The sequence below is a fragment of the Paraburkholderia sp. BL9I2N2 genome (assembly GCF_004339745.1).
Lineage (GTDB): Bacteria > Pseudomonadota > Gammaproteobacteria > Burkholderiales > Burkholderiaceae > Paraburkholderia.
Window position 1 is genome coordinate 257771 of record NZ_SMGP01000003.1, and the last position, 22887, is coordinate 280657.

Below are 22887 nucleotides of genomic sequence, written 5' to 3' on the forward strand. Positions count from 1 at the left end.
ATTAAAGGCCGTTTGACATCGCAATGACAAACAGTTTTTTATGCTTTGCTTTGCAGTTTCAGCGCGTTGCTTCACGGCAGCGTCGCCCGAATGCAATCGGCGTGTATTGACAGCGATGGGGCGAATGACGGATCGCCCGTCCAGAATTGACGTCTTGCGGAGCAACGACCCAACCTTCGACTATAGGCAAACGCAAGCGGGCTTCGAAATAAGCTTTTATTCGAACCAAAGCGCTTCTCTGGGGGACTCTTTTTGCCGCGACGGCGACTAATCGAATCGCCCGGCAACGCGTAAGCATGAGTTGAATCGTTGGTTGTCGATGCCGCATCGATGCTGCTTTCATGGATTACGCCATCGACCCCAAGGAGGACGTCATGAGTACAGTGCTCGACCGCCAGCAATCGCCATCCACCGTTCACCAGGAACTTCGCGTACGCCGCTACAAGCCGCTGATCGGTGCAGTGATCGAGAACGCCGACCTGTCGCAGCCGCTCAGCGATGAGAACCAGCAAACGGTGAGGCAGGCACTCGTCGATCACGGTGTGATCTTTTTTCGCGAGCAGACGCTTACGCCAGAACCGCACGTCACGCTTGCGCGCATCTTCGGCACGCCCATTCGCAAGAATATCTATCTGCCGGCCGTCGCGGGATTCCCGGAGATCGAAGTCATCGCCCACAGCGATAAAACCCAGTCCGGCGGCACCGACAACTGGCACGTGGATGTTTCATGGCAACCGCAGCCGCCGAAGGCCACCGTCCTCCACGCGCAGGAGATTCCTGAGGGTGGCGGCGGCGACACGATCTGGACCTCGTCGGCGGCAGTCTACGACTTGCTGGATCCCGATCTGGCCCGCTACTTCGAGAAGCTGAAAGCGGTGAACACGTTCTTTGCGTCGCCCAAGAAGAACGCGCTGTCGGATCTGTTGAGCGGCTACGACATTCTCGAAGGCACGAGCGAGCAGAGTGTCGAGGCCGGGTTGGCACGCGTGTGCGATGCCGCGCAAAAGTATCCGCCCATTGAAGTGCCGGTCATCAAGACGCATCCGGAGAACGGCCGCAAGCTGGTGTTCGTCAATGAAGGACATACCAGCCATCTGCTCGGCGTATCGAAAACGGCAAGCCAGAGTCTGCTGAACTATCTCTACGACCTCATCAAGACGCCGGAAGTACAAGCCCGCTTCGAATGGCGTGCCGGCGATGTCGCGATCTGGGATAACCGTCAGGTCCAACATTACGCGGCGCGAGACTACGGCTCGGCGCGCCGGCGTATTCATCGCATCACGCTGGAACACGACGGCGTGTTCTGAACCGCGCACGCACGCCTTCCACATCGGATCACGGAGATCGAAGCATGAAGCAAACCGCACGTGACTTGCGGCATCGTGTTGCGCGCCTGTTTTATCTGTCGGCGCTCGCCGCGGGCGTCGCGGCTTCAGCAAGCCCGGCGTTGGCGCAAACCCCTGAGAAGCTCGAACTGCGCTATCAGGGGTGGGCCAGCAAGGTGTTGTATCCCGAACTCGCCGAAGACCTTGGCTACCTTGCGCCGATCAAACTCAAATGGGCGGGCAATACGATCAGCGGACCGCAGGATATCCAGGCGGCGGTCACCGGCGACGTCGACTTCGGCGGTGCGTTCAACGGATCGATCGTCAAACTGGTGGCGGCGCATGCGCCGGTCAAGGCGGTGATTTCCTACGTTGGTACCGACAAGGAGACCAATGGTGGACTGTTCGTGCTTCAAGGCAGTCCGATCCATAGTGCGCGTGACCTGATCGGCCGCAAGGTCGGCGTGAACGCGCCGGGCGCTTACGAGCAGTATCTGGTGACCGCGTATCTCGAGAAGGCAGGTCTGTCCAAAGAAGAGATCCAGAAGGTGGTGTTCGTCGCGGCGCCGTGGAACTTTTTGGGTTTGAATAGTTCGAGCCGGCGATTGGATCGAAGGCGGTTGAGCTAACCGTAGATATAGATCTTGAGCGGCACCTCGGGGTGGTACGAAGGACGGTATGTGAGCGCAGGCTCGTTGCCCTCTGTCCCTAGCTGCGGAAAATCCAGCTCATCTACAAATACATCGACGACACGCACGCGATTCGTATCCGTTACGTAGTCGTCGAGTGCATCAGGAAGGAGAAAACTTCGCGGACGGCTGCCGCCGTGAACGAACCGCGTCATCTCTCTCCCTCCGAGACCGGATACGGAAATCATCGTGGTTCTGGACCAGCAAGGGACTGCCCGGAACCTCGCGCTCACAGTCGACCGGGAACCGCTCAACTGTCTCGTCAATTATCCACCGTCGGCCGAAACTCGAGCCGAGTCACTGACGAACGTTGGACCGTACGGCATCTCCAGAGCCGGCGTAGCGTGCTGTTCCGCATAGGCGCGACGCATCGGCTTCAGCACGAATAGGGCGAGCAGTGCCGCCACTGCGGCCATTCCGGACGCGAGCATGAACACCGCGTGCCAGCTGCCCGTCATCGCCGTGACGACGCTGGTAAATGGCACCAGCAGCGCGGCCGTTCCCTTCGCCGTGTACAACAGCCCCGCGTTAGTGGCGGCGAATTTCGGTCCGTACGTGTCGCCGCAAGTGGCGGGGAACAGGCTGTAGATTTCGCCCCATGCAAAGAACACGATGCCGGTGAGCAGGACAAACGCAACCGGGCTTTGACCGTACTTCGACAGCGCCAGAATACCGACCGCCTCGATGGCGAACGCGATGAACATCGTATTTTCCCGGCCGATGCGGTCCGAGATCCAGCCGAAGAACGGCCGGGTCAGACCGTTCAACACGCGGTCGATAGTCAGCGCGAAGGTCAGTGCGGGCAAGGTCAATCCGAGCAGTGAAACCGGCGAATCGTGCAGACCGAAGTCTTTTGCGATCGGTCCGAGCTGCGCGGTCGCCATCAGGCCGCCCGCAGCCATCATCACGAACATCAGGTACATGACCCAGAACACCGGTGAACTAATCACTTCGCGGGGCGTCGCGTTGTAGACCACGCGTTGCACCGCGCTCTTCGCCGACGCGAGCAGAGTGGCCGGTGGCGCGAGCAGCGCGAGACCGAGTATGAAAACGATGATGCCCTGGCCAAGACCGAACCAGAGGAACGTGGCTTCATAGCCGCTGCTCTTGATCATGCTGGCAATCGGCACGACGGTGGCCGCCGAGCCTGCGCCGAAGCCGGCCGCGGTTATGCCCGCAGCGAGCCCGCGGCGATTGGGAAACCACTTCAACGCGTTGCCCACACAGGTGCCGTACACTGCGCCCGCGCCGACGCCGCCAATGGCGGCCGCGATATACAGCAACGGCAACGACGACGCCACCGAGTTGAGCGCCCATGCCGCTGCGCAGAGCAGGCCGCCGACGACCACGACGGGACGCGGACCGTACTTGTCAACGAGATAACCTTCGATCGGCACGAGCCACGTTTCCGTCACCACGAAGATGGTGAATGCAACCTGAATCGCCGTGCGACCCCATTGGTATTTCTCATTGATTGGATTCACGAACAACGTCCAGCCGTACTGCATGTTCGCGATCATTGCCATGCAAATCACACCAAATACCAGTTGCACCCACGGCGACGCCCTCCACGACGACGCCCCTCCCTGTAGATCCGCGCTCATAACTGTCTCCTAGGTCTTGCTGCCTGATGTTTGCGGGGCCAAGGTGGCTTCTCCGCCCGCCACCGGCACGATAACCGGTGATCCACCCCATACAGTATGTGATATATCAAGTAAGTCAAGTGAAAGAATTATTGGGGTTATCACCACGTAATTCTTAATATGAAAGCTGGCTGTATGTAAGCGCCGACATTATTTCGCTGCGAAAAAAAGGCCCGCTGGCAATGCCGGCGGGCCGAGGACATGAAGCGAGACAAGGCTGTTCGCAACATGCCTTGCCTTTATATATGAAAGCTAAAAGTAATGTGAGTTTTTTATTTGAAAGAAATTTGGATGCTCCTCGACGTCGATGCGTCGAGAGAGTGAGCGAGGTTGGCGCGGGAAACGGGGCAACCGTGCAACAACCGTTGGTCGCCGAAGCTAAGGTTTCTGCGGAGAACGGCGCAGCAAGTGGTTGCGGCGCTGCCGCAGCTGGATCTTCAGAAGCAGGGCGCCCGGTTATCTCGCTGTCCGATTGGAAGTCATCATGTCGTTAGCCGCGCTCGCGCGGGTTCGTATCTCACGCGCTTCACAGTCCTCACCTATATCTGCAATTCGCCCTTACGTCCTTCGCTTCATCGCTCATGACGGCACGCGCTCGGTCGTCGCATTTGCCAACCGCGATGAACGCGACGAGCGCGGCGCCCAGCTCCTGACGCTTGGCACAGCAGTAACGTTGGCCACCGTGCGGCGTGCAGTGTGAGTGGCTCGGCGACGTGGAATTACGGGCAACATGCAGTGATGTTGAACGACTACGAACGGCCGCAATCGAGGATGCTGAATGGCTGTTGGGTGGCAGCTCATACCTGCTTTTGTGAAAACAGAAACTCACGTGACTTGCAGGGTGCACAAACACATCTTTGCGAGGTCGATGCCGACCGCAGCAAGCCGGTCCATGACTTCCCCTCCTGTTCAGATTGATGGCTGACACCTCAATCCTGGCACTCGATGCCGTGCGACCTGAACGTCGTCTCAGGATGGGGAAGTCCCTCACATTTGAAAATGTCGAATTGTGGTCGGAGATGCAGGGGTTGGCAGAACGTTTTCGAGTTGTGGTGATCGGCGAAGCGGCGACTTGAACGAAGCAACGGTTCCCGTTGCTCGTCATGCAACTGCCTGGTTCATCTGCTTGCTTCCTGCCATGTACCACCTGGTCGATCTTCGCAAATTTTGCGCAGTCGCTACCATCGGGAACTCATCATGGGCACCGCTTGGACCTCGCAATCGGAGACGGTCGAGCTTCAGAATGCGTTTGAGATGAGCGAAGATCATTTCCACGTTCTCTCGCTCACGGCAAGAGCGGTTGTATTCAGACGTCTTCGCAATACACCTCGTTTCGTCACGCGCAGCTTCATGGATGCAGCGGGCGATCTTGCGGAATGGGTGTGTTCGGACAGCAGCGATCTTTCATCCAACAGCTCTCGCAGTCGAGCTGGCTTGCCCGATAGATGATCGTGTCAGCCATCGTGACTGGCGAGCGCGGATTTCTGAATTTACGACGATCACTGCGTAGTGCGTGCCCGGTGGGGCAGCGATATTCATCGGCCTGTTCATCCCACTGAAACTTGCTGCTAGACAATGTATTGTCCTTGCGCGTCGTTTTCTCCCAGACCCGAATATGCGGTGCAATCTCCTTCTCGTCGATCATCCAAGCGAGCATCGCTGCTGAGCTATACGCGGTGTCGTCTGCAAGACGTCGAGGTTTGAGATCATGCTGCCGCTCTACGGGGTCAATTATCGTCATGGTTGATTCACATTCGCCTACGCGATATCGAAGAACTGCTGTTCGAACGCGTACTCGCCTCGTGCCGCGAAGTACCGCGCAAGACCGTGATAGACCAGCTTCGCAGCTATCGCGCCGCGATTGGCGGAGGTCCGCGAGTTGACGCACGTTAATCATGTGTTTTTGAAAGCCTCCGCACGAATGAATAATCGCGCGAAAAATAGCCATCAGCCGACGCGCGAACGCGAGCGTCGCATGCATGGATTTCGAAAGCCTGAACGCACTCAGACTTTTCTCGCGAGCTAAGGCCCGATCCGCAGCATTCGCCATCAGGCGACATCCGCTACTTTACTTTTCGCAAACAGTTGGCCTTGCGATTTGCTACGTGGCATCGCTTTACCGAACTCACCCAAGATCCGTCTACAGCCTTCTGAGCCAATGCGTGCCGTCGCGGTGACAAGGCTCACGTCACCTTGGTCCACCGAATGCGAAGCTCCCGAGAAATGTACTCAAATGTACTCTCCGCGCGGCGCCTTCAACGCGATTTCCACAAATCCCGTACACTCGGACGCGGCCGCGGTAGCACGTCGATCTGTGGTTCAGCAGTACATGCTGCGTTACGCTGGACGCCACCGCGCGGACCGCTCTCTCACGGAAACTTCAAGCATGGGAAACAGCCAATCTACCAGCATTACTCTTCAACAAAGCCGGGTCGTTGTGGCCGGGGGCACGTCAGGAATTGGCTTTGCCGTAGCCGAAGCTGCGGCACGTTCCGGAGCCGAAGTCATCATCGCCTCGAGCAGGCCGGAGCGCGTCGCTGCCGCACTTGAACGCCTACCTCGGGGTACGCGCGGCGAGTCACTCGACTTCACCGACGAGGGGCAAGTGCGCGCGTTTTTTGCACGCATCGGTGAGCTAGACCACCTCGTCTACACCGCCGGGGAGTCGTTGTTCCTGCAAACCCTTGCTGAACTCGACATCGAAGCCGCGCAGCGGGCCTTCGAGGTGCGCTATTGGGGGGCGCTCAAGGCCGTCAAACATGCAGCCCCGCTCATTCGCGCGAACGGCTCCATCACCCTTACGAGCGGAGTGGCCTCGTCGCGTCCACTGCCTACGTGGGCAATCCCGGCCAGTATCCTGGGGGCGATCGAATCACTCACACGGACACTAGCCGTCGAGCTTGCGCCGCTCCGTGTGAATGCCGTGGCACCTGGCGTCTTGCGTACCGCGCTGTGGGACAACATGAGCAAAGCCGATCGCGAGAGTCTCTACGACCATATCTCGGGGAAGATGCCGGTACGGCGGGTTGGGGAGGCGAGCGACGTCGCGCAAACTTATCTTTACCTGATGCAGCAGGGCTTCAGCACAGGGCAAGTCATTGTTGTCGACGGCGGTCACGTGCTGGTTTAGCTGTCCTGGAGGGCAAAAAACATGGGTTTCGATTTCAACGGTAAACGTGTCGTCGTCGCGGGGGGCTCGCGCGGTATCGGCCGCAGCATCGCGCTCGGGTTCGCGCAGGCAGGCGCCGCCGTGTCCGTCTGTGCACGCAACCTGGAAGGATTGAAAGCGGTCGAGGCCGAGCTGGCCGTCTATGACCGTCCGGTCCATACCGCACCTTGCGATCTCGCTGACGGCGAGGCGATCACCGCTTACATTGCGATGGCCGGCAACGCGCTCGGCGGTATCGACATTTTGATTAACAACGCGTCCGGTTTCGGAGGTGGGGATACCGAAGCCGGCTGGGAGGCCGGCATCCAGGTCGACCTCATGGCAACGGTGCGAGCGGGTCATGCCGCGCTTCCATTCCTGCGGCAGTCGGCGAACGCCGCCATCGTCAATGTGACGTCCATCTCAGCGCTGCGTCCGTCGACACGCACCCAGTCTTACGCGGCGATCAAGGCAGCGGTCGTGCACTACACGGCCTCCCATGCATTGACGCTCGCGCCGGACCGGATCCGTGTCAACTCGGTTGCGCCCGGCTCGATCGAGTTTCCCGGTGGAGCGTGGGAACAGCGCAAGACTTCCGATCCCGAGCTGTATGAGCGGATACTGCGTTCGGTTCCGTTCGGCCGGCTCGGGACGCCAGCGGAGGTTGCGAATGCGGTGCTGTTTCTCGCCAGCTCGCACGCGGGTTGGATCACCGGGCAGACCTTGGTGGTCGATGGCGGCCAGGTGTTGATGTAAGCACCAATACGCACACGGGGATAAGCACGGGTTCGCCGCGCAATGCAACATCCGTGCTGCGGTCAACACAAGCGATCGACATGACGGCATAGCCGGGCGGGTACTGCGAACTTGCGGGCTATCGCTTCCCGCCCGATGTGATTAGCTGTGCGGCGTGGTTGTACTACCGTTTCCCGCTCAGCCTGCGCATGGTCGAGCAACTGCTGGTCGCACGCGGCATTCAGCTTACATACGAGACGGTGCTGCGCTGGTCGGTGAAGTTCGGGCTGGACGGCGCCGGGCAGAGGTTTGCGCAAGTTTGTGGGCCACGGCCTTGAGCGCGACGATCCGGTTGGTCGCGCGCTACATGCGTTCATAGAAACGCGGTGCCGGCGCGCATTGCCTCAATGCAAAGTTCGTCGCCTCGATGGACGCTCACGCGAGGCATGCATTGCCGTCGCCGCCGTTGCTTTGCCCTACGCTATCGACGCAGCGACAGTACGAACTGAACTGCCCCACGCTGGCAAACCGTGCCACCGTTCCGGTCTCCAGCATGATCACCGTCGCAAGTACTTCACCAATGCCGGGCACGTCTTCAGCAGTCGGTAGCCGATAGCCGGCGCGTCGCGCTTGATATTCCGCAGAACTTCATGTCGGCCTCCGCCAAGGCAACGGGTTTGCTTCATCTTGACTCTACCCCTGCCTCTCTCGCCGCGAAATTCAGGCCCGCTCCTCGTCTGCGATTCGCTGTATGCCAACTCCTTCATCCCCGTACAAGCATTTGTGCGCGCTGGGACAAGTCCGTGGAATTTCGTTCACATACTCTCGCGCTGGTGCGATGCAACAAGGCGTACATGGTGTGGGCCATTGGCATCTGCCGCTTCAGGGGGTTCAGGGATGTATACCAATCTTGTCGATCATGGGCATCGAGTGCGGCGCGCAGGCGGTTTTGCCCGCCATTGGCGCGAGCTGGTTCTTGGCGCCGTCAGTATGCTGGCGCTACTGCTGTCGGGTCACGCACAGGCTGCCGCGCCGGCGCCTGCCGAATGCGCGGCGCTACAGGCGAAATACCCGCAATTCAAGGGCAAGACGCTGATCAACGCGATCAATCCGCACACGCCGGGCTATGAAGCGCTGGACCCGAATGACCCGAGTAAATATATCGGCTTCGACATCGACCTCGGCGACGCGATTGGCAACTGCCTCGGCTTCAAGATTGCGTACAAGCCAGTCTCGTTTGCGGCGCTGCTGCCGACGCTGCAAAGCGGCCAGGCGGACATCGTGATCTCCGACATGTATGCGACCGAAGAGCGCGCGAAGGCGGCGGACTTCATCACCTATTCGAAGGTGTTCGACGGCGTGCTCGTCGCGAAGGGCAATCCGAAGAAGATCAGCGGCATCAACCCGACGATGTGCGGCACGACTGCCGCCGAGAACACCGGCTACGTAGAAGTGCCGTTGATCCAGAATCTTGCGCCGGCCTGCAAGGCGGCGAACAAGCCGGAAGCCGCCGTGCAGCTGTATGACAACAACGCGAACGCGATCCAGGCGATTCTCGCGGGCCGCGCCGACACGTATATCAACGACGTGAACACGGTAGACCAGGCGGTCAAGGCGTATCCGAACCAACTCGAAAAGGCCAGTGCGGTGACGCTGCCGTATTCAATCGGTATCGGCGTGCCGAAAACCAACCCGGCAATGCGCGCAGCCGTAATGGCAGCGCTTGTCGCGATCCAGAAGGCCGGCATCCAGACCGACTTGCTAAAGAAGTGGTCGCTCGGCGTTGAAAACCTCGAAACCCCCAAGCTGGTTGCCTTGAACTGATGAATTTGTTTCTGCACTATCTCGGCCTGCCGTATCTGCTAAGCGGCATCGGTTTTACGATCGCGGTCACGGCCCTCGGGCTGGCGGGCGGTCTGATCGTGGGACTGGTGCTCGCGAGCATGCAACTGAGCAAGGTGGGGCCGCTCGCCGCGATCGCGCGAGGCTACACGGTGATTTTTCGCGGGACGCCGCTTATCCTGCAACTAGTGTTCGCGTACGACGCGTTGCCGCACATCGGCCTGAAGTTGAGCGCGATGGGCGCAGCGGGTCTCGCGCTCGCGGCGAACGAGGGGCCGTTCATCGCGGAGATCCTGCGCGCGGGCGTGCTCGGTGTCGACCGTGGGCAACTGCTCGCGGGGCAGGCGCTCGGCATGACGCCGACCGTGCTGCTGCGCCGCGTGATCGCGCCGCAGGCGATCCGCACGATGATACCGGCGTTCGGGAACGAATCGGTCAGCGCGTTGAAGAACTCGTCGCTGGCATCCGTGATCGCAGTCGACGAACTGACCTTGCGCAGCACCCAGCTCGCGTCGTCGACGTTCGATTTCTTTTCGATCTTCTTCGCGTCCGGGCTGATGTATCTCGTGCTGACCGGCGTGATCGCCGCGATCCAGTTGTTCGCCGAAACGTCGCTCGATCTCGATCGCAGCCCGTCTGGACGCTTTGCACGGCTGCTGCCGTGGCGCCGTGCCCGAATTGCGGCGAACCCACCCGGCGCGGGCGCGACACTTCCCGCCGATGCGCTGCTCGAACCGGCGCCGTCGCCCGTGCCAATGCCTAACGCGCGTGACGTTCGGCGTGATGTACACGCAGAGCGCGCGCAGCGCTACGCGACGCTCCAGAAGCAGAGCGCGACCGTCCAGGTGAAGGGGCTGAGCAAGCGTTACGGTGAGCAGACGGTACTCGACGGCTTCGACCTCACCGTCCGCTACGGCGAGGTTATCGCGCTGCTCGGGCCGAGCGGATCGGGCAAAAGCACGCTGCTGCGCTGTATCAATCACCTGGAGCAGTGGGATTCGGGGGAAATCCGCATCGGCGGTAAGCGCCTCGGTTTTCGAGTCGATGGTCAGCCGATGACGCAGGCCGATATCGCCAATGAGCGTGCGAGTGCTGGCGTCGGCATGGTGTTCCAGCATTTCAATCTGTTCAGCCATCTGACGGCGTGCGAGAACATCGCGGGGCCGCTGCGCTGGGTGCACGGCATGGCGCCCGCCGATGCCGAGCGCCGGGCGCGTGAACTGCTCGAACGCGTTGGCCTCAGTCATCGCGCCGACGCGTTGCCGCGCCATCTATCCGGCGGGCAACAGCAGCGCGTCGCGATCGCCCGCGCGCTTGCGCCCAATCCTCGCGTGCTCCTGCTCGACGAACCGACGTCCGCGCTCGATCCCGAACTCGTCGGCGAAGTACTCGACGTGATCCAGCGCCTCGTGGACGAAGGCGGTCTGACGATGATCATCTCAACGCATCAGTTGCGCTTCGCGGATCAGGTCGCCGATCGCGTCGTGTTTATGAGCGGCGGCGCGGTGGTCGAACAGGGGCCTGCGCACGAAGTGCTCACACACCCGCGCGATCCGTTGACGGCGCGATTCCTGAGCGTGATGGGCGCCGACAATCGGCTCGAAGTCGCGTCGTGACGGCACGCGCCGTTCAGCTTTGCCCGGCCCTTTGCGCCGGGCGCTTTGCGAGAATCGAACAACCATGAAGCACCATACTTTGCCTGTGTCGCCTGAAACGGTTCATTGGGGTTACTTCAGCAAGAAAGTCGCGCCCGCGTTAACGGTTCGCTCCGGCGACCGGATCACGATCGAGACGCTGACTCACCATGCGAACGACGATCACGAACGGATGGTAGCGGGCGACCCCGGCGCCGAAAGTATCTTTAACTGGACCCGCGAGCACAAGGCCATGCCGCGCCGTGGCGCGGGGCCAACCGATGGACCGTTTACAGTCGGTTCCGGCGAAGGTGTCGGCGTGCATCTGCTGACCGGGCCGGTCGCGATCGAAGGGGCCGAGCCCGGCGACGTGCTCGAAGTGCGGATACTCGACGTACGGCCGCGGCCGAGCTGCAATGCGTGTTATCGCGGCCGCTGTTTCGGTTCGAACGTCGCCGCATCCTGGGGCTTCCAATATCGCGATTTGATCGAGGAACCGAAGCCGCGTGAAGTCGTGACGATCTTCGAGCTCGATTCCTCGGGCGAGCCGTTCGCACGTGCGGTCTACAACTACGTGTGGACGCCGCAGACGGATCCGGACGGCATCGTGCACACGACGATCGACTACCCCGGCGTGAAGGTCGATCATTCGCTGGTCAAGAAGCGGGAGAGCATCCTGTCGAACGTGAAGGTACGCGCCCGGCTGCATTTCGGCACCATGGGACTTGCGCCGACGGAGGTCGACTACGTCAGCTCCAATCCACCCAGCTACACCGGCGGCAATATCGACGACTGGCGTGTCGGCAAGGGGGCGCGGATGTATTACCCGGTCGCCGTCGAAGGCGCTTTTTTTTCCGTCGGCGATCCGCATGCGGCACAGGGTGACAGCGAGCTCGGCGGTACCGCGATCGAGACCTCGCTGACCGGAGACTTCGAATTCGTGCTGCACAAGAAGAACGATCTGGGCGGTACTATCCTCGAAGGCCTCACGCACCCGATGCTGGAAACCGAAGACCAATGGTCGGTGTACGGCTTCACCTTCGCGAATTACCTGGCGGAACTCGGCCCGGCCGGACAGATCGAGGTGGCACAGCACGCGAGCCTCGACAAGGCGATGCGTGATGCGTTCCGCAAGCTGCGCCGCTTCCTGATGACCGTACACAGGCTGAGCGAGGATGAGGCCATCGCGCTGATGTCGGTCGCCGCGGATTTCGGCGTCACGCAAGTCGTCGACGGCAACTGGGGCGTGCATGGCTCGATCCGCAAGAACGTTTTCATTGGCGGCGCGGGCGGCTAAGCGTTCTCGTCCGGGCCGCGGGCGTTGCACATGGGCTGGCGTGCCGGATGTGCCAGCGCGAGGTATGGGAGCGCTGCTGGTGCGGACTCATACGACGCTTTTCTTTGTTCATGGAGTGACAGCAGATGGATTCATCAACGAAGTTCTGGATGGTGGAGGGCGCGCCTACCCCCGTCGGTCCCTTCTCGCATGCAACCGAACAAAACGGCTGGGTGTTTCTCACTGGCCAGATGCCGACATCACCGGACGATGACAGCGCACCGCTTCCAGAAGGCGTAGCCGCACAGACGACCCAGGTCATGAACAATCTGGTCCTCGTGTTAAAGGGGATCGGGCTTGGCCTCGAACATGTCCTCTCCGTGCGGATCTTTCTGACCGAGTTCAAACGAGATTACGCGACGATGAACGCGGTCTATGCTGCCTGTTTCCCGCCTGGGAAATTGCCGGCGCGGACCTGTATAGGCGTGACTGGATTGGCGCGCGACGCGCTCGTCGAAATTGACTTTATTGCTCGCAGGCCGAATTCAGCTGCCGCTTGATACTTGAATCGCCCCGGGAATCCCGTAGACTTTTTTGTTCGAGCCACGCGGCTGTGCGCAACGCCTGAAGTTGCGAATAATATGCGAGTCTGGTCAATATGCAGTAAGACCGAAGTGCACACCGTTCCGCGCTGCCTATACGAACCTGTCGAGGGCCTGTACTCGGCATGAAGTGGAGATCCTGACTTGACTGACAATATTACTCTCGCACCCGCGTATGTCCTGTCGCGGGAAATCGCGGCACGGCGTCTGTCGCCTGTGGACTTGATGGATGCGCTGCTCGCGCGTATCGCAACGCACGACCCGAAGCTCCACGCATTCGTGGAGGTTTATGCGCCAGAGGCGAGACTCGCCGCTGAGGCAGCGGATAAGGCGATTCGTTCGGGCCATGCGGTGGGACCTTGGCATGGTATCCCGGTGGCCATCAAAGACATCATCGACATCGAAGGGCGGATCACGACAGGCGGCTCCGCGAGCCGGCTTGATCATCGCGCGACCGTAACGGCAACGGTCGTGCGTCGCCTGGTGAGCCAAGGGATGATCGCGCTTGGCAAAACGCACACGGTGGAATTCGCTTGTGGCGCGTGGGGGATGAACCAGCATCGAGGCACACCGTGGAATCCGTGGGACGCTGACGTGCCGCGCACGCCTGGAGGCTCGAGCAGCGGCTCCGCCGTCGCCGTCGCGGCCCGCCTCGCGCCTTGGGCGCTGGGTACCGACACCGGTTGCTCGATCCGCCAGCCCGCTGCGTGGTGCGGCATTACCGGGCTGAAAACGTCGATCGGTCGAATCAGCACGTATGGCATCCTGCCGCTCAGCCCCACTCTTGATACGCCCGGTCCGATGGCTCATACAGTTCGGGACGTGGCACTGCTTTTCGATCTCCTGCAGGGCCCCGACCCGCGCGATCATCGCACGAGCGGCCACCTGCCGGCCGATCCCATCTCGACGCTGGAGCATGGCGTCCGCGGTCTGCGGCTCGCGCGCCTTCCGTCCGAGGAAAGATTGGGTGTCGCGGCCGATGTGCTGGACGCTTACGACCGCTCACTTGCAGTGCTGAGCGGGCTCGGCGCGGAGATCGTCGATATCGCTCTGCCGTTTAGCCTCGTTGAATTCATTTCAATGACCAACGTCACGATGGCGGAGGCGTATTTCACTCACGGTCATCTCGTCGAGGATCCGCGCCTGCCGCTCGACGAAGTGGTCCGCTCTCGCATCCTTGCTGCATCCCGCATCTCGGCTCAGGATTATCTGGCAACGCTGCACCGCCGGGACCAGATGAAGCAGGGGATGAAAACCGCGTTGGCAGGGGTGGACGCGTTCTTGACACCGACAACGGAGACGGTGGCCATACCGCTCAGCGAGGTGAATCAAAACGACCAACCAACCCGCCTCACGCGCTTCGTCAACCTTCTCGATATGTGCGCGCTGTCGCTGCCAAACGGCTTTACCGCCGAGCGCTTGCCGAGCTCGCTGCAAATCGTTTGCCGTGGATATGATGAATCGCTGGCGCTGCGTATCGGTCAGGCTTATCAGCAGGTGACTGATTGGCATGAGCGCATACCGCCCGCGATCGGGCAATGAGCAGCGTGACCTGCATGACCCGTTAATCACGGGCGCGAACAGACGGAGCGCGACTTCCGAAAAGTCGCACGACCACGCCCGCGCGCCCGAATCCGATCGGGTTGGGATCTGAGGTTTAACGGGCCCTATGGCCGAAGAGCTTTTATCGCATCACGTGCTTCAACCAGCAACGCTTCCGCGAGTCGCGTCAGAGGGCGGTCTTTCGAGGAAATCGCCCACGCGTCGATCGTGTTCTTCGGCCGAAACGGCAGCGCGACAATCGGCTGCTGACCGGTATGTGCGACGGCCGACAGTGCGTCGACCACCGCGACACCGGCGCCGGCGCCTACCAGCCTGCACGCGGTCTCCGAATAGCGTGTCTCGACCGCCACGCGGTACGGGACGCCGGCGTCGCGGAATGCCGCAGCAATTTGCGTGCTGACGCGCGCCAGACTCGACAGACCGATCAGCGGATACGGCTCGAGATCGGCCGGCACGACGCGTTTGCGCCGCGCAAGCGGATGTCCATGGGGCACGACGCAAACCATCTCGATCGACGCGATCTTCACCATCTTCAGCGACTGGTCAAGCTCGGGTTCGAGCGCCATCGCCAGGCCGAAATCGGCCGCCAGCGCTTCAACGCTTTCGATCACCTTGAATGAATCGACGACGTCGCAGAACACCTTTACGTCGGGTTTGCCGATCATGAAACGCTGAATTGCCTGCGGAAGTATTGAGTGCCCGAGCTGCGGCGTGGCGCTCACACGCACATGTCCGAGGCGGTTCTCCTTGATGTCCTCGACGGTCTGGTCGAGAGCCTCGGAATACATGAACATGGCTTCTGATGCGCTGAACAGCAGCTTAGCCTCCTCGCGCGGGACCAGCCGGTTTCCCACGCGATTGAAGAGCGGGAATCCAAGTTCCGATTCAAGTTGGCCGAGCGCAGTGCTGACAGCCGGCTGCGAGATCCCCAGCACACGGCTAGCACCGACCGTGGTCTGCGACGTCATGACGGTCCTGAAGATACCCAGCAGTCTCGTGTTCACAATAACCTTTTCTTATACGGTGTGAATAATTTTCAATAGTTGATTATTGTAAGGCCGCTTTTGATAATGCCAGTTATCGCATCCCGAAGACCGGATGCGCGCCGTAACGGCCCAACCCCCTCAGACCGAGACACCCCAATGAATAAAGTCGCAAGCGTCAACTTTTCCGGTGTCGAACAAACGGTCATGACAAAGGTGGCGTGGAGAATTCTGCCTTTCCTGATGCTGCTTTATTTCGTCGCGTTCGTCGACCGGGTCAATATTGCCTTCGCGTCGCTGCAGATGAACGCGGACGTCGGGCTGTCGAGCGTTGCATACGGAATCGGGGCGAGTGCGTTTTTCGTCAGCTATTTTCTGTTCGAGGTGCCAAGCAACTTCATACTCTCGAAGGTCGGGCCAAGAAGATGGATCGCACGCATCCTGGTGACCTGGGGGCTGGTCTCCGGCGCCATGATGTTCGTATCGGGCGAGAAGAGTTTCTATGTACTGCGCTTCCTGCTTGGCATGGCAGAAGCAGGCTTCTTCCCGGGCATTGTGGTTTACTTGAGCCGATGGTTCACCGCGAGTTACCGGGGACGGGTCACAGGCATTTTCATCGTTGCAATCCCACTGTCGGGCCTGATCGGCGGTCCGATTTCCGGACTGATCCTCGACGGCATGAACGGCGTATCTGGCCTGCGCGGGTGGCAATGGATGTTTCTACTGGAAGCCATCCCCGCGGTTGTACTCGGCATCGGTTGTCTATGGTGGCTGGCCGATCATCCCGCGGACGTGACGTGGCTGAGCTCTGACGACAAGGACAGGTTGGAACGCATGCTCGAGAGCGAGCGTCGCGCACTCGACTCAGAGGCACGCTATCCGTTGTCAGCAGCGTTCGCGAACCGCGCTGTCTTGCTGCTGGCCGGCACGCTGTTTTGCATCGTATTTGGTACGACCGGCATCGCGTTCTTTTTGCCGCAGATCATCAAGAGTTTTGGCTATAGCAATACGACGGTCGGTTTTCTGAGCGCCGTACCATATCTTGCTGGCGTGATTGCAATGGTGTCATGGGCGCGCCATTCCGATACCCATCGCGAACGCGTCGCGCATCTGGCCACGGCGACGCTGTTCGGTGCGCTCGGTTTCATTGCTCTCGCGTTCCTGTTGCCCGTGCACTGGGCCGCCATGATCGCTCTCTGCTTCGCGGCGATGGGCGTCTATGCTTCCAACGCGCTGCTATGGACACTGCCTTCCGAATTGATGACCGGCACAGCGGCCGCCGTGGCAATTGGCGTCATTAATTCATTGGCTAACCTGTCTGGTGTGATCGCACCCAGTCTGCTGGGATGGAGTCGTCAGGTCAGCGGTGGATTCGCTCTCCCGGCGTGGATTTTTGCGGGCTTTTTGGTCTTGGGAACCGTGCTAACGGTACTCTTTAGTCGCACACCGATGTTCACTACATCGCGACGTGCTTTAGGGAAGGCAGTTTGATATGACGACGGCAGGCGCAGCACCGTACATCGATGTAAAGCCATTAAGCGCGAACGCGTTCGAGGTTTATGGCGAAGTTCTCGAAAACAAGACCGAACAGCGACGGCGCGATTTTTCAATGCCGTTTGCCGGACTCGACGCCGGCACTACGCCGCGTCTATGGATTAACCGCTTGCAGCCGAGCCGGACTCGGTCAATCACCATCGATACGATGGAATGCCATCCGCACTCGCATCAGACCTTCATTCCGATGCGCGAGGTTCCATACCTGATCGCGGTTGCACTACCCGGCGAAGACGGCCTTCCCGACCTCGCCACGCTCTCCGCTTTTACCAGTGACGGCGGCCAGGGCGTGTGCTATCGACGCTCGGTCTGGCACTTCGCGTTTACGTCGCTCGACGACGTCAATGAGGTAGCGGTGATCATGGCGGACAGTGGCCGCAGCGATGACACCGTCGTAACGAGACTGGCCGAGCCTGTTATGGTCGCGCTATAGAGCAGGAGCACGCAATGGACGGCAAATACGATCACCTGGAACGGAACTTCACCGGCTATGGACGCCGGCCGCCCCACCCCCGGTGGCCCAACGACGCCCGACTCGCAGTCAATATCGTCATCAACTATGAGGAAGGCGCGGAAGCGTCCTTCCCTGATGGCGACGGCCACTCTGAAAGTGGCCTGGGCGAAGGAGGGGCGGGCGGCTTCGAAGGCCGCGATCTCGCTGCCGAGTCGATGTTCGAGTACGGGAGCCGGGTGGGTATCTGGCGCGTGCTGCGCCTGCTGGAGGAGCGCAGTTTGCCCGCCACCGCGTTCGCCTGTGCGCAGGCGCTGGAGCGCAATCCGGAATTCGCGCAAGTAATCCGCGATGGCGACATGGACGTGTGCAGTCACGGTCGGCGCTGGGTGAGGGCGCAAGATCTCACTGAAGAGCAGGAAGCGGAGGAAATCAGGCGTGCCTTCGAATCTATTACCCGCTCCACGGGACGGCCACCAGCGGGTTGGTATTGCCGTTATGCGCCGACCGTTCATACTCGCAAGCTGCTGGTTGAGCATGGTGGATTCATCTACGATTCTGACGCGTACAACGACGAGCTCCCGTACTGGACGACGGTGCAACAGCAGCCGCATCTGGTGATTCCGTATAGCCTGACAAATAACGATGTCAAGTTCGCGCGCGGCGCGATGGCGACCGGGGAGGACTTCTACATGTTCGTCAACGACGCGGTCGAGATGCTGTGCCGCGAAGGCGCTCAAGCGCCGAAGATGATGTCTATCGGGCTGCACATGCGTTTGATCGGTCATCCTGGCCGTGCCGCGGGACTCGAGCGTTTGCTCGACAGCCTCGCGGGGCGGGAGGATGTGTGGATGTGCCGCCGCATCGATATCGCGAATCACTGGTTGCAGGAACATCCTTTCAGCGCGGCAGGGCGGAGTTGAAGAAAGTGCAGCGCTGCCACTATTGATGATCCCGGAATGAAAATGGCAACCGGTGCCTATTCCGTCGTCGAGATTTCCCGTCGAGTGCAAACGGGCGTGGACGACTCACTCGATGCAGCGCGCCGTGCGCTTTCGGTCATTGCACGGCGAGAACGGGAGTTGAACGCTTGGTCGCATGTCGCGTCTGCGAGCGACCTCATTGACGCGTCCGCGCGGAGCGCATCCGGTCCGCTGGCGGGGGTTCCATTCGGCGTGAAGGACATCATCGACGTGGCCGGCATGCCGACGCGATGCGGTTCCGAGGCCTGCAACACTTCGCCCTCCCAATTCGATGCATCCTGCGTCGCCTTGTTACGGCGAGCCGGAGCGGTGCCGATCGGCAAGACGGTGACGGCCGAATTCGCTTATATGACGCCGGGACCCACGCGCAATCCGGCAAACCGCCAACATACGCCGGGAGGCTCATCGAGCGGCTCGGCCGCTGCCGTAGCCGCAGGCATGGTGCCAATGGCATTGGGCACGCAAACCGGCGGATCGATGATCCGGCCGGCGGCGTTTTGCGGTGTCGTCGGTTTCAAGCCGAGTTTCGGGGCGCTCGGTCGCGACGGTACGAAGATAATGTGCGAGTCGCTGGATGTGATCGGCTGGTACTGCGCCGATGTGGCTGACGTGGCGCGGGTCGCGGAAGTCATGCTCCCCGATGTTCCACCTCAGTTGTACTCAACCGAACATATGCGGACGGTAAAGATCGGTTTTTTGCCGGGCAATCCCGGACATGTGCTGGAACACGCTGCACAGGCCGCTCTCGAAGATGCGAGGAGTGCGCTTCGCGATCTGTCGACGATCGAACCGGTCCCTGAATTAACCGACCCAGCCAGATTTCTCGAAGCGCATTCGGTGATCATGCGTTACGAACTGGCGCGCAGCCTCTTACCGGTGGCCTTGGAGCACGCAGCGCAACTGAGCCGGCCGTTGCGTGAGGCTATCGACCAAGGACTGGAGATGCCGGCGCAGACTTATCGCGAGATGAAGGCGTGGCAAGACACCCAGCGTTTGTGTTGGGCGGATTACTTCGGCGATGCGGACGTTGTCCTGACGTCGAGCGCTTTGGGTCCGGCTCCAAGAGGACTCGAATCGACTGGAACCGCGGCCTTCAATAAAGCGTGGTCCCTGCTGGGCTGGCCGTGCATCCATTTGCCCACTGCGTTGAGCGAGGACGGCCTGCCGGTCGGTGTGCAACTGGTTGGGAAGCCGGGTACGGACAGGGAGTTAATTGGCTGGGCACTCGCTCTGCACAAGTTTGTCGATCGGCGAAACCACGCCGATCGATAGGCGTTCGTCCGGATCGTGGAAAGCGCGTGTGGTAGTGGTTCGCGCGCTCGACGCGCCCCTTGGCCCGACTGCTAGCCGCGCTGATCATTGCATCTTGCCTGGAAAAAATACCGCGGCCAATGAGGCAATCAGCGCACCTGCCGTTGCGGTGCATCGCCAATTGATCAGCAGCAGGGGCGAGACCAGAGCAGAGCCCAAGGCACCGCCAAGGAAGAAGATGGCAATGTACAGACTGTTCAGGCGACTGCTGGCTGATCGGTCCAGCGCTAGAATGGTTCGCTGTGAAATGACGTGGGATGCCTGCACACCTGCGTCGATCATCAGCGCTCCTATGACCCATCCTGCCACCGAATCCAGGGTCCCCGCCACCGCGAACCCGCAGACGACAAGCGAAATCGCACCCATGCGACCAATCCGTCCGAACCCATGGTCGGCGGCATAGCCAGCGACAGGTGCCGACAATGCGCCGGCCGCGCCGACGAGCGCGAACAATGCCACTGCCGTCGAGTTGAACCCGAATCGGTGCATGAGGATGATTGGCGCAGTACCCCAAAAGAGGCTAAATGCCGCGAATAGGCATGCCTGGGCCGCCGAGAGTTGCCGTAGGGCTCGGTGCGTTCGCGTTAGCGAACGTAAAGATCCGATCAACGCCTTGTAGTCGTGCTTTGCGTCCGGTTGCCTAACTGGAAGCTGGCGACTGAGAAGAAACGAGAGCGCGACAAGAATGACGGCGTCGAGAATATATAGACCACGCCACCCCACGACGTTTTCAGCGACGCTCGCGACAGGTCGCGCAAGCATGATGCCTGCGAGTAATCCGCCAGTGATCTTGCCAACTACTCGACCTCGGGACGCATCGTCAGTCATGTGCGCCGCCAAAGGGATAAGCATCTGTACGGCGGTGGTTCCGACACCAAGAGAAAACGCGGCCGCCAGGAGCAAAACAACATTGGTAGCGCCCGCCATCACAGTCAACGCGACGCAGAGTCCGGTAAGTGTCAACAAAACGAGTCGTCGATTTTCCAGGAGATCGCCGAGTGGGGCGAGAAGGACTAGTCCGACGCAGTAGCCGGCCTGGCTGAGTGTCATGACCAGACTTGCGCCCCAAAGCGGCAGTCCGACCTTGGGCCCGATGAAGACGATAAGAGGTTGTGCGAGGTAACTGCTGGCTGCGATAAGTCCGCATGCGAGCGCCATAAGCGCAGTCATCGCAAAGCCGATGCGGTGAGTTGAGGAACCGTGCGATTCCTCAATTGATAGATCTGTCGCCACTGTAACCCCTGATTTGCGGCTGAGCGTTGACTACGTTTTGCTCAACCCCCAGCCGTCCGATTAACTAATCAACGGGTCGATTTTCCGAGAACTCCTCCGAGCCAACAATATCGCGACTCTCATCTCATCAATGCCATCTTGTCATTTGTTCGGGCGGATAGGTAGCGGGAGACAGAAACCGATTTTCTGTCGACGTATCTTTGCCCAGTTACGCGACAAGCGCCTTCAGGACATCATCGAGAGGAATTTGGCCTTTGCGGTGCTCAATACCAATACCGCCCTGGAAGTCAATCCAACCCTCGTTGAATCCATCGATCATCCGAATACGGGGCATTGGATATTGCATGCCTTGGGACCGGAACAGTGTTTCCCATGTATCGCGCGGCACCGGGACCATGCGCACAGGACGGCCGAGGGCGGCGCTGAACCCGGACGCGATGTCGTTTGCGCTATAGCGCGCAGGCCCCTCCAGTTCGACAATTCGCACGCCGGTCCATTCGTCACGAAGGATTTCTGCGGCGTTGCTTCCTATCTCATCAGCGGCCACCATCGGTATTGGATGGTCTTGCGGTTGCAGGAAGCAATGAATTGCCCCGGTGCGCGCCGCATCTACATCCCACGCTGCGTTTTCCATGAACCAGGCCGCACGGAGCATGCACACCGGGAGGTCCAGGGTGCGAAGCATCTCCTCGGTCATCTTGGAGTTATTGAGCAGGTTCGGTTCGGCGATGTGCGCACCAACTGTCGAAAGGAATACTACCTGTTTTGGCCGCGCAGTCTCCAGCGCTTTCTTGACTGCAACAGCGTTCGCCTGCGTTTCCGGGAAGCCAGGTTGGGGATCGTAGTTTGGAGGTGTCATCAAGAACACGCCGTCTGCACCCTCAAAAGCCTTCGTAAGCGCCTCGGCGTCGCCGATTTCCGCAAGAGCGATTTCGCAACCGAGCTCCGCCCATGGCTGACCCTTTGCGATGTCTCGGACAACGGCACGAACAGGCAGTCCTGCCTTCAAAAGCGTTCGGGCGACGACACCGCCGACTTTTCCTGTAATTCCTGTAATCGCGTACATTTGACCTAGTCCTTTAAACGGTATTAAACCTGTCAGGCGAATAGACCGCCCAGTCTGGTATCCAAGCAATTGGTTGATGGCGAATAACTTGGCAGAGCGTTGATTCGACGCATCGCTGCCTTCCGATGAAGTTTCTTGGAGCTTATGTTGAACGACTTGGTAAATGAATATCCGTCACGTCAGAAGTGATATGACACAATGTCATCAAAGATCACGAGTGGATTCAAGACTTGTGACAGTAGCAGGGCTGCGCATGCTGGCATTTGGTACGTAGTAAAGCGCGCGGGCGATTTACTACAGGTAGTTCGGGCGGACGAGAGTCCAGCCTGAAAGCCGCCCGTCCGGCGAGGCAGAGTGTAGATACTTTCGCGCCGGACGGCATATGGTTCAGCGATGCGCATAAATTGAACCGAGCCCATTAACGACAGTGCGGCTGCCCGATTCCGTACGGCTGTCCTGTACGCCGCCGAAACTGGTTTCGACGTTGGCATCGGTGTTGCGCTGTGCGCTAATCTTGGTCTCAGCGGCTTGAATGTCGTCCGGGTAGTGGGGATCGTTGGCGCGGCCAGGCGTGTAGCCGGCCTTTTCAAGCTGAACGAGTTCGGCGCGGACCTGGGCACGGGTTACAGTGGAAGCCGTTTCCTGGGCATGGCTCGCGATTGGAAAGACGAGGGCAGTTGCGACGACCAGGGTGAGTTGGCGGAAGTTCATGGCAAATCTCCTTCGGTTTGGGTTAAAAGAAGAACGTATGGTGTGGGATGGATTCTGGACAAAAGGAGATGAAACTGAAATAGCATTGCAGTCATCTAATCGATGCCGTATTGTCATGAAATGAATCGCCGGGAAACT

At 60.0% G+C, this 22887-nt stretch carries 19 protein-coding genes and 4 pseudogenes; 15 read left to right on the plus strand and 8 right to left on the minus strand.

The window, feature by feature from the left end; all coding sequences use genetic code 11:
* The first annotated feature begins 374 nt into the window (after positions 1–374).
* Both B0G74_RS31850 and B0G74_RS31855 read left to right on the plus strand, forming a co-directional pair.
* On the plus strand, positions 375–1307 hold the full coding sequence (locus B0G74_RS31850; RefSeq protein WP_132379890.1) for a TauD/TfdA family dioxygenase: 933 nt from the start codon (positions 375–377) through the stop codon (positions 1305–1307).
* A 44-nt stretch (positions 1308–1351) separates the two neighbouring features.
* The gene (locus tag B0G74_RS31855; protein ID WP_243658406.1) at positions 1352–1954 is read left to right on the plus strand and encodes an ABC transporter substrate-binding protein; all 603 of its coding nucleotides are present in this window, start codon (positions 1352–1354) and stop codon (positions 1952–1954) included.
* Here B0G74_RS31855 and B0G74_RS31860 read toward each other — a convergent pair.
* The 3 genes and pseudogenes from B0G74_RS31860 to B0G74_RS31870 form a co-directional block, all read right to left on the minus strand.
* Positions 1954–2169: pseudogene (locus B0G74_RS31860) on the minus strand (IS5/IS1182 family transposase); the annotation flags it as partial. The gene B0G74_RS31855 and the pseudogene B0G74_RS31860 sit on opposite strands and share 1 nt — an antisense overlap.
* Positions 2170–2280: 111 nt before the next feature.
* Positions 2281–3618: an oxalate/formate MFS antiporter gene (oxlT, locus tag B0G74_RS31865; protein ID WP_132379892.1), complete on the minus strand. Its 1338-nt coding sequence runs from the start codon at positions 3616–3618 to the stop codon at positions 2281–2283.
* A 1140-nt stretch (positions 3619–4758) separates the two neighbouring features.
* Positions 4759–5404 (minus strand): annotated as a pseudogene (locus B0G74_RS31870) (transposase); the annotation flags it as partial.
* Between the two features lie 171 nt (positions 5405–5575).
* Here B0G74_RS31870 and B0G74_RS46895 point away from each other — a divergent pair.
* The 4 genes and pseudogenes from B0G74_RS46895 to B0G74_RS31890 all read left to right on the plus strand — a co-directional run.
* Positions 5576–5680 (plus strand): annotated as a pseudogene (locus tag B0G74_RS46895) (IS6 family transposase); the annotation flags it as partial.
* Positions 5681–6043: 363 nt separating this feature from the next.
* Positions 6044–6787, plus strand: a complete 744-nt coding sequence (locus B0G74_RS31880; protein ID WP_132379894.1) for an SDR family oxidoreductase — start codon at positions 6044–6046, stop codon at positions 6785–6787.
* A gap of 21 nt (positions 6788–6808) precedes the next feature.
* Positions 6809–7561: an SDR family oxidoreductase gene (locus B0G74_RS31885; RefSeq protein WP_132379896.1), complete on the plus strand. Its 753-nt coding sequence runs from the start codon at positions 6809–6811 to the stop codon at positions 7559–7561.
* A 137-nt stretch (positions 7562–7698) separates the two neighbouring features.
* Positions 7699–7824, plus strand: a pseudogene (locus B0G74_RS31890) (IS6 family transposase); the annotation flags it as partial.
* Between the two features lie 151 nt (positions 7825–7975).
* Here B0G74_RS31890 and B0G74_RS31895 read toward each other — a convergent pair.
* Positions 7976–8095 (minus strand): hypothetical protein, encoded by a 120-nt coding sequence (locus tag B0G74_RS31895; RefSeq protein WP_243658477.1) that lies wholly within the window; start codon positions 8093–8095, stop codon positions 7976–7978.
* 342 nt (positions 8096–8437) lie between these two features.
* On the opposite strand from B0G74_RS31895, the gene B0G74_RS31900 reads away from it, so the two are divergent.
* The 5 genes from B0G74_RS31900 to B0G74_RS31920 all read left to right on the plus strand — a co-directional run bounded on the left by B0G74_RS31900 (position 8438) and on the right by B0G74_RS31920 (position 14436).
* Positions 8438–9364, plus strand: a complete 927-nt coding sequence (locus B0G74_RS31900) for an ABC transporter substrate-binding protein (protein ID WP_132379900.1) — start codon at positions 8438–8440, stop codon at positions 9362–9364.
* Entirely contained in the window at positions 9364–10998 is a 1635-nt protein-coding gene (locus B0G74_RS47530) for an amino acid ABC transporter permease/ATP-binding protein (RefSeq protein ID WP_132379902.1), read from the plus strand. The genes B0G74_RS31900 and B0G74_RS47530 overlap by 1 nt, the downstream gene beginning before the upstream one ends.
* Before the next feature lie 64 nt (positions 10999–11062).
* Positions 11063–12313 carry an acetamidase/formamidase family protein gene (locus tag B0G74_RS31910; RefSeq protein WP_132379904.1) on the plus strand — a complete coding sequence of 417 codons (1251 nt, stop codon included), beginning with the start codon at positions 11063–11065 and terminating at the stop codon, positions 12311–12313.
* A 125-nt stretch (positions 12314–12438) separates the two neighbouring features.
* Positions 12439–12852, plus strand: a complete 414-nt coding sequence (locus tag B0G74_RS31915) for a RidA family protein (RefSeq protein WP_132379906.1) — start codon at positions 12439–12441, stop codon at positions 12850–12852.
* A 267-nt stretch (positions 12853–13119) separates the two neighbouring features.
* On the plus strand, positions 13120–14436 hold the full coding sequence (locus B0G74_RS31920) for an amidase (protein ID WP_132379908.1): 1317 nt from the start codon (positions 13120–13122) through the stop codon (positions 14434–14436).
* 125 nt (positions 14437–14561) lie between these two features.
* On the opposite strand, the gene B0G74_RS31925 is transcribed toward B0G74_RS31920, so the two are convergent.
* A complete protein-coding gene (locus B0G74_RS31925; RefSeq protein ID WP_132379910.1) occupies positions 14562–15461 on the minus strand; it encodes a LysR family transcriptional regulator in 900 nt (299 codons plus the stop codon).
* A 138-nt stretch (positions 15462–15599) separates the two neighbouring features.
* On the opposite strand from B0G74_RS31925, the gene B0G74_RS31930 reads away from it, so the two are divergent.
* Genes B0G74_RS31930 through B0G74_RS31945 form a run of 4 tightly spaced genes read left to right on the plus strand, consistent with a single transcriptional unit; the run spans position 15600 to position 19700 of the window.
* Positions 15600–16931 carry an MFS transporter gene (locus tag B0G74_RS31930; protein WP_165923961.1) on the plus strand — a complete coding sequence of 444 codons (1332 nt, stop codon included), beginning with the start codon at positions 15600–15602 and terminating at the stop codon, positions 16929–16931.
* Position 16932: 1 nt separating this feature from the next.
* Positions 16933–17427 carry an ureidoglycolate lyase gene (locus B0G74_RS31935; RefSeq protein WP_132379914.1) on the plus strand — a complete coding sequence of 165 codons (495 nt, stop codon included), beginning with the start codon at positions 16933–16935 and terminating at the stop codon, positions 17425–17427.
* Positions 17428–17441: 14 nt separating this feature from the next.
* On the plus strand, positions 17442–18368 hold the full coding sequence (locus B0G74_RS31940; RefSeq protein WP_132379916.1) for a polysaccharide deacetylase family protein: 927 nt from the start codon (positions 17442–17444) through the stop codon (positions 18366–18368).
* 42 nt (positions 18369–18410) lie between these two features.
* Complete coding sequence (locus B0G74_RS31945) at positions 18411–19700, plus strand: amidase (protein ID WP_132381221.1); 1290 nt, start codon at positions 18411–18413, stop codon at positions 19698–19700.
* Positions 19701–19784: 84 nt separating this feature from the next.
* On the opposite strand, the gene B0G74_RS31950 is transcribed toward B0G74_RS31945, so the two are convergent.
* The 3 genes from B0G74_RS31950 to B0G74_RS31960 form a co-directional block, all read right to left on the minus strand.
* Positions 19785–20972: an MFS transporter gene (locus B0G74_RS31950; RefSeq protein ID WP_207915741.1), complete on the minus strand. Its 1188-nt coding sequence runs from the start codon at positions 20970–20972 to the stop codon at positions 19785–19787.
* Between the two features lie 208 nt (positions 20973–21180).
* Positions 21181–22038 carry an NmrA family NAD(P)-binding protein gene (locus tag B0G74_RS31955; protein ID WP_132379918.1) on the minus strand — a complete coding sequence of 286 codons (858 nt, stop codon included), beginning with the start codon at positions 22036–22038 and terminating at the stop codon, positions 21181–21183.
* A gap of 387 nt (positions 22039–22425) precedes the next feature.
* A complete protein-coding gene (locus tag B0G74_RS31960; protein ID WP_132379920.1) occupies positions 22426–22749 on the minus strand; it encodes a DUF4148 domain-containing protein in 324 nt (107 codons plus the stop codon).
* Between the last annotated feature and the right edge of the window lie 138 nt (positions 22750–22887).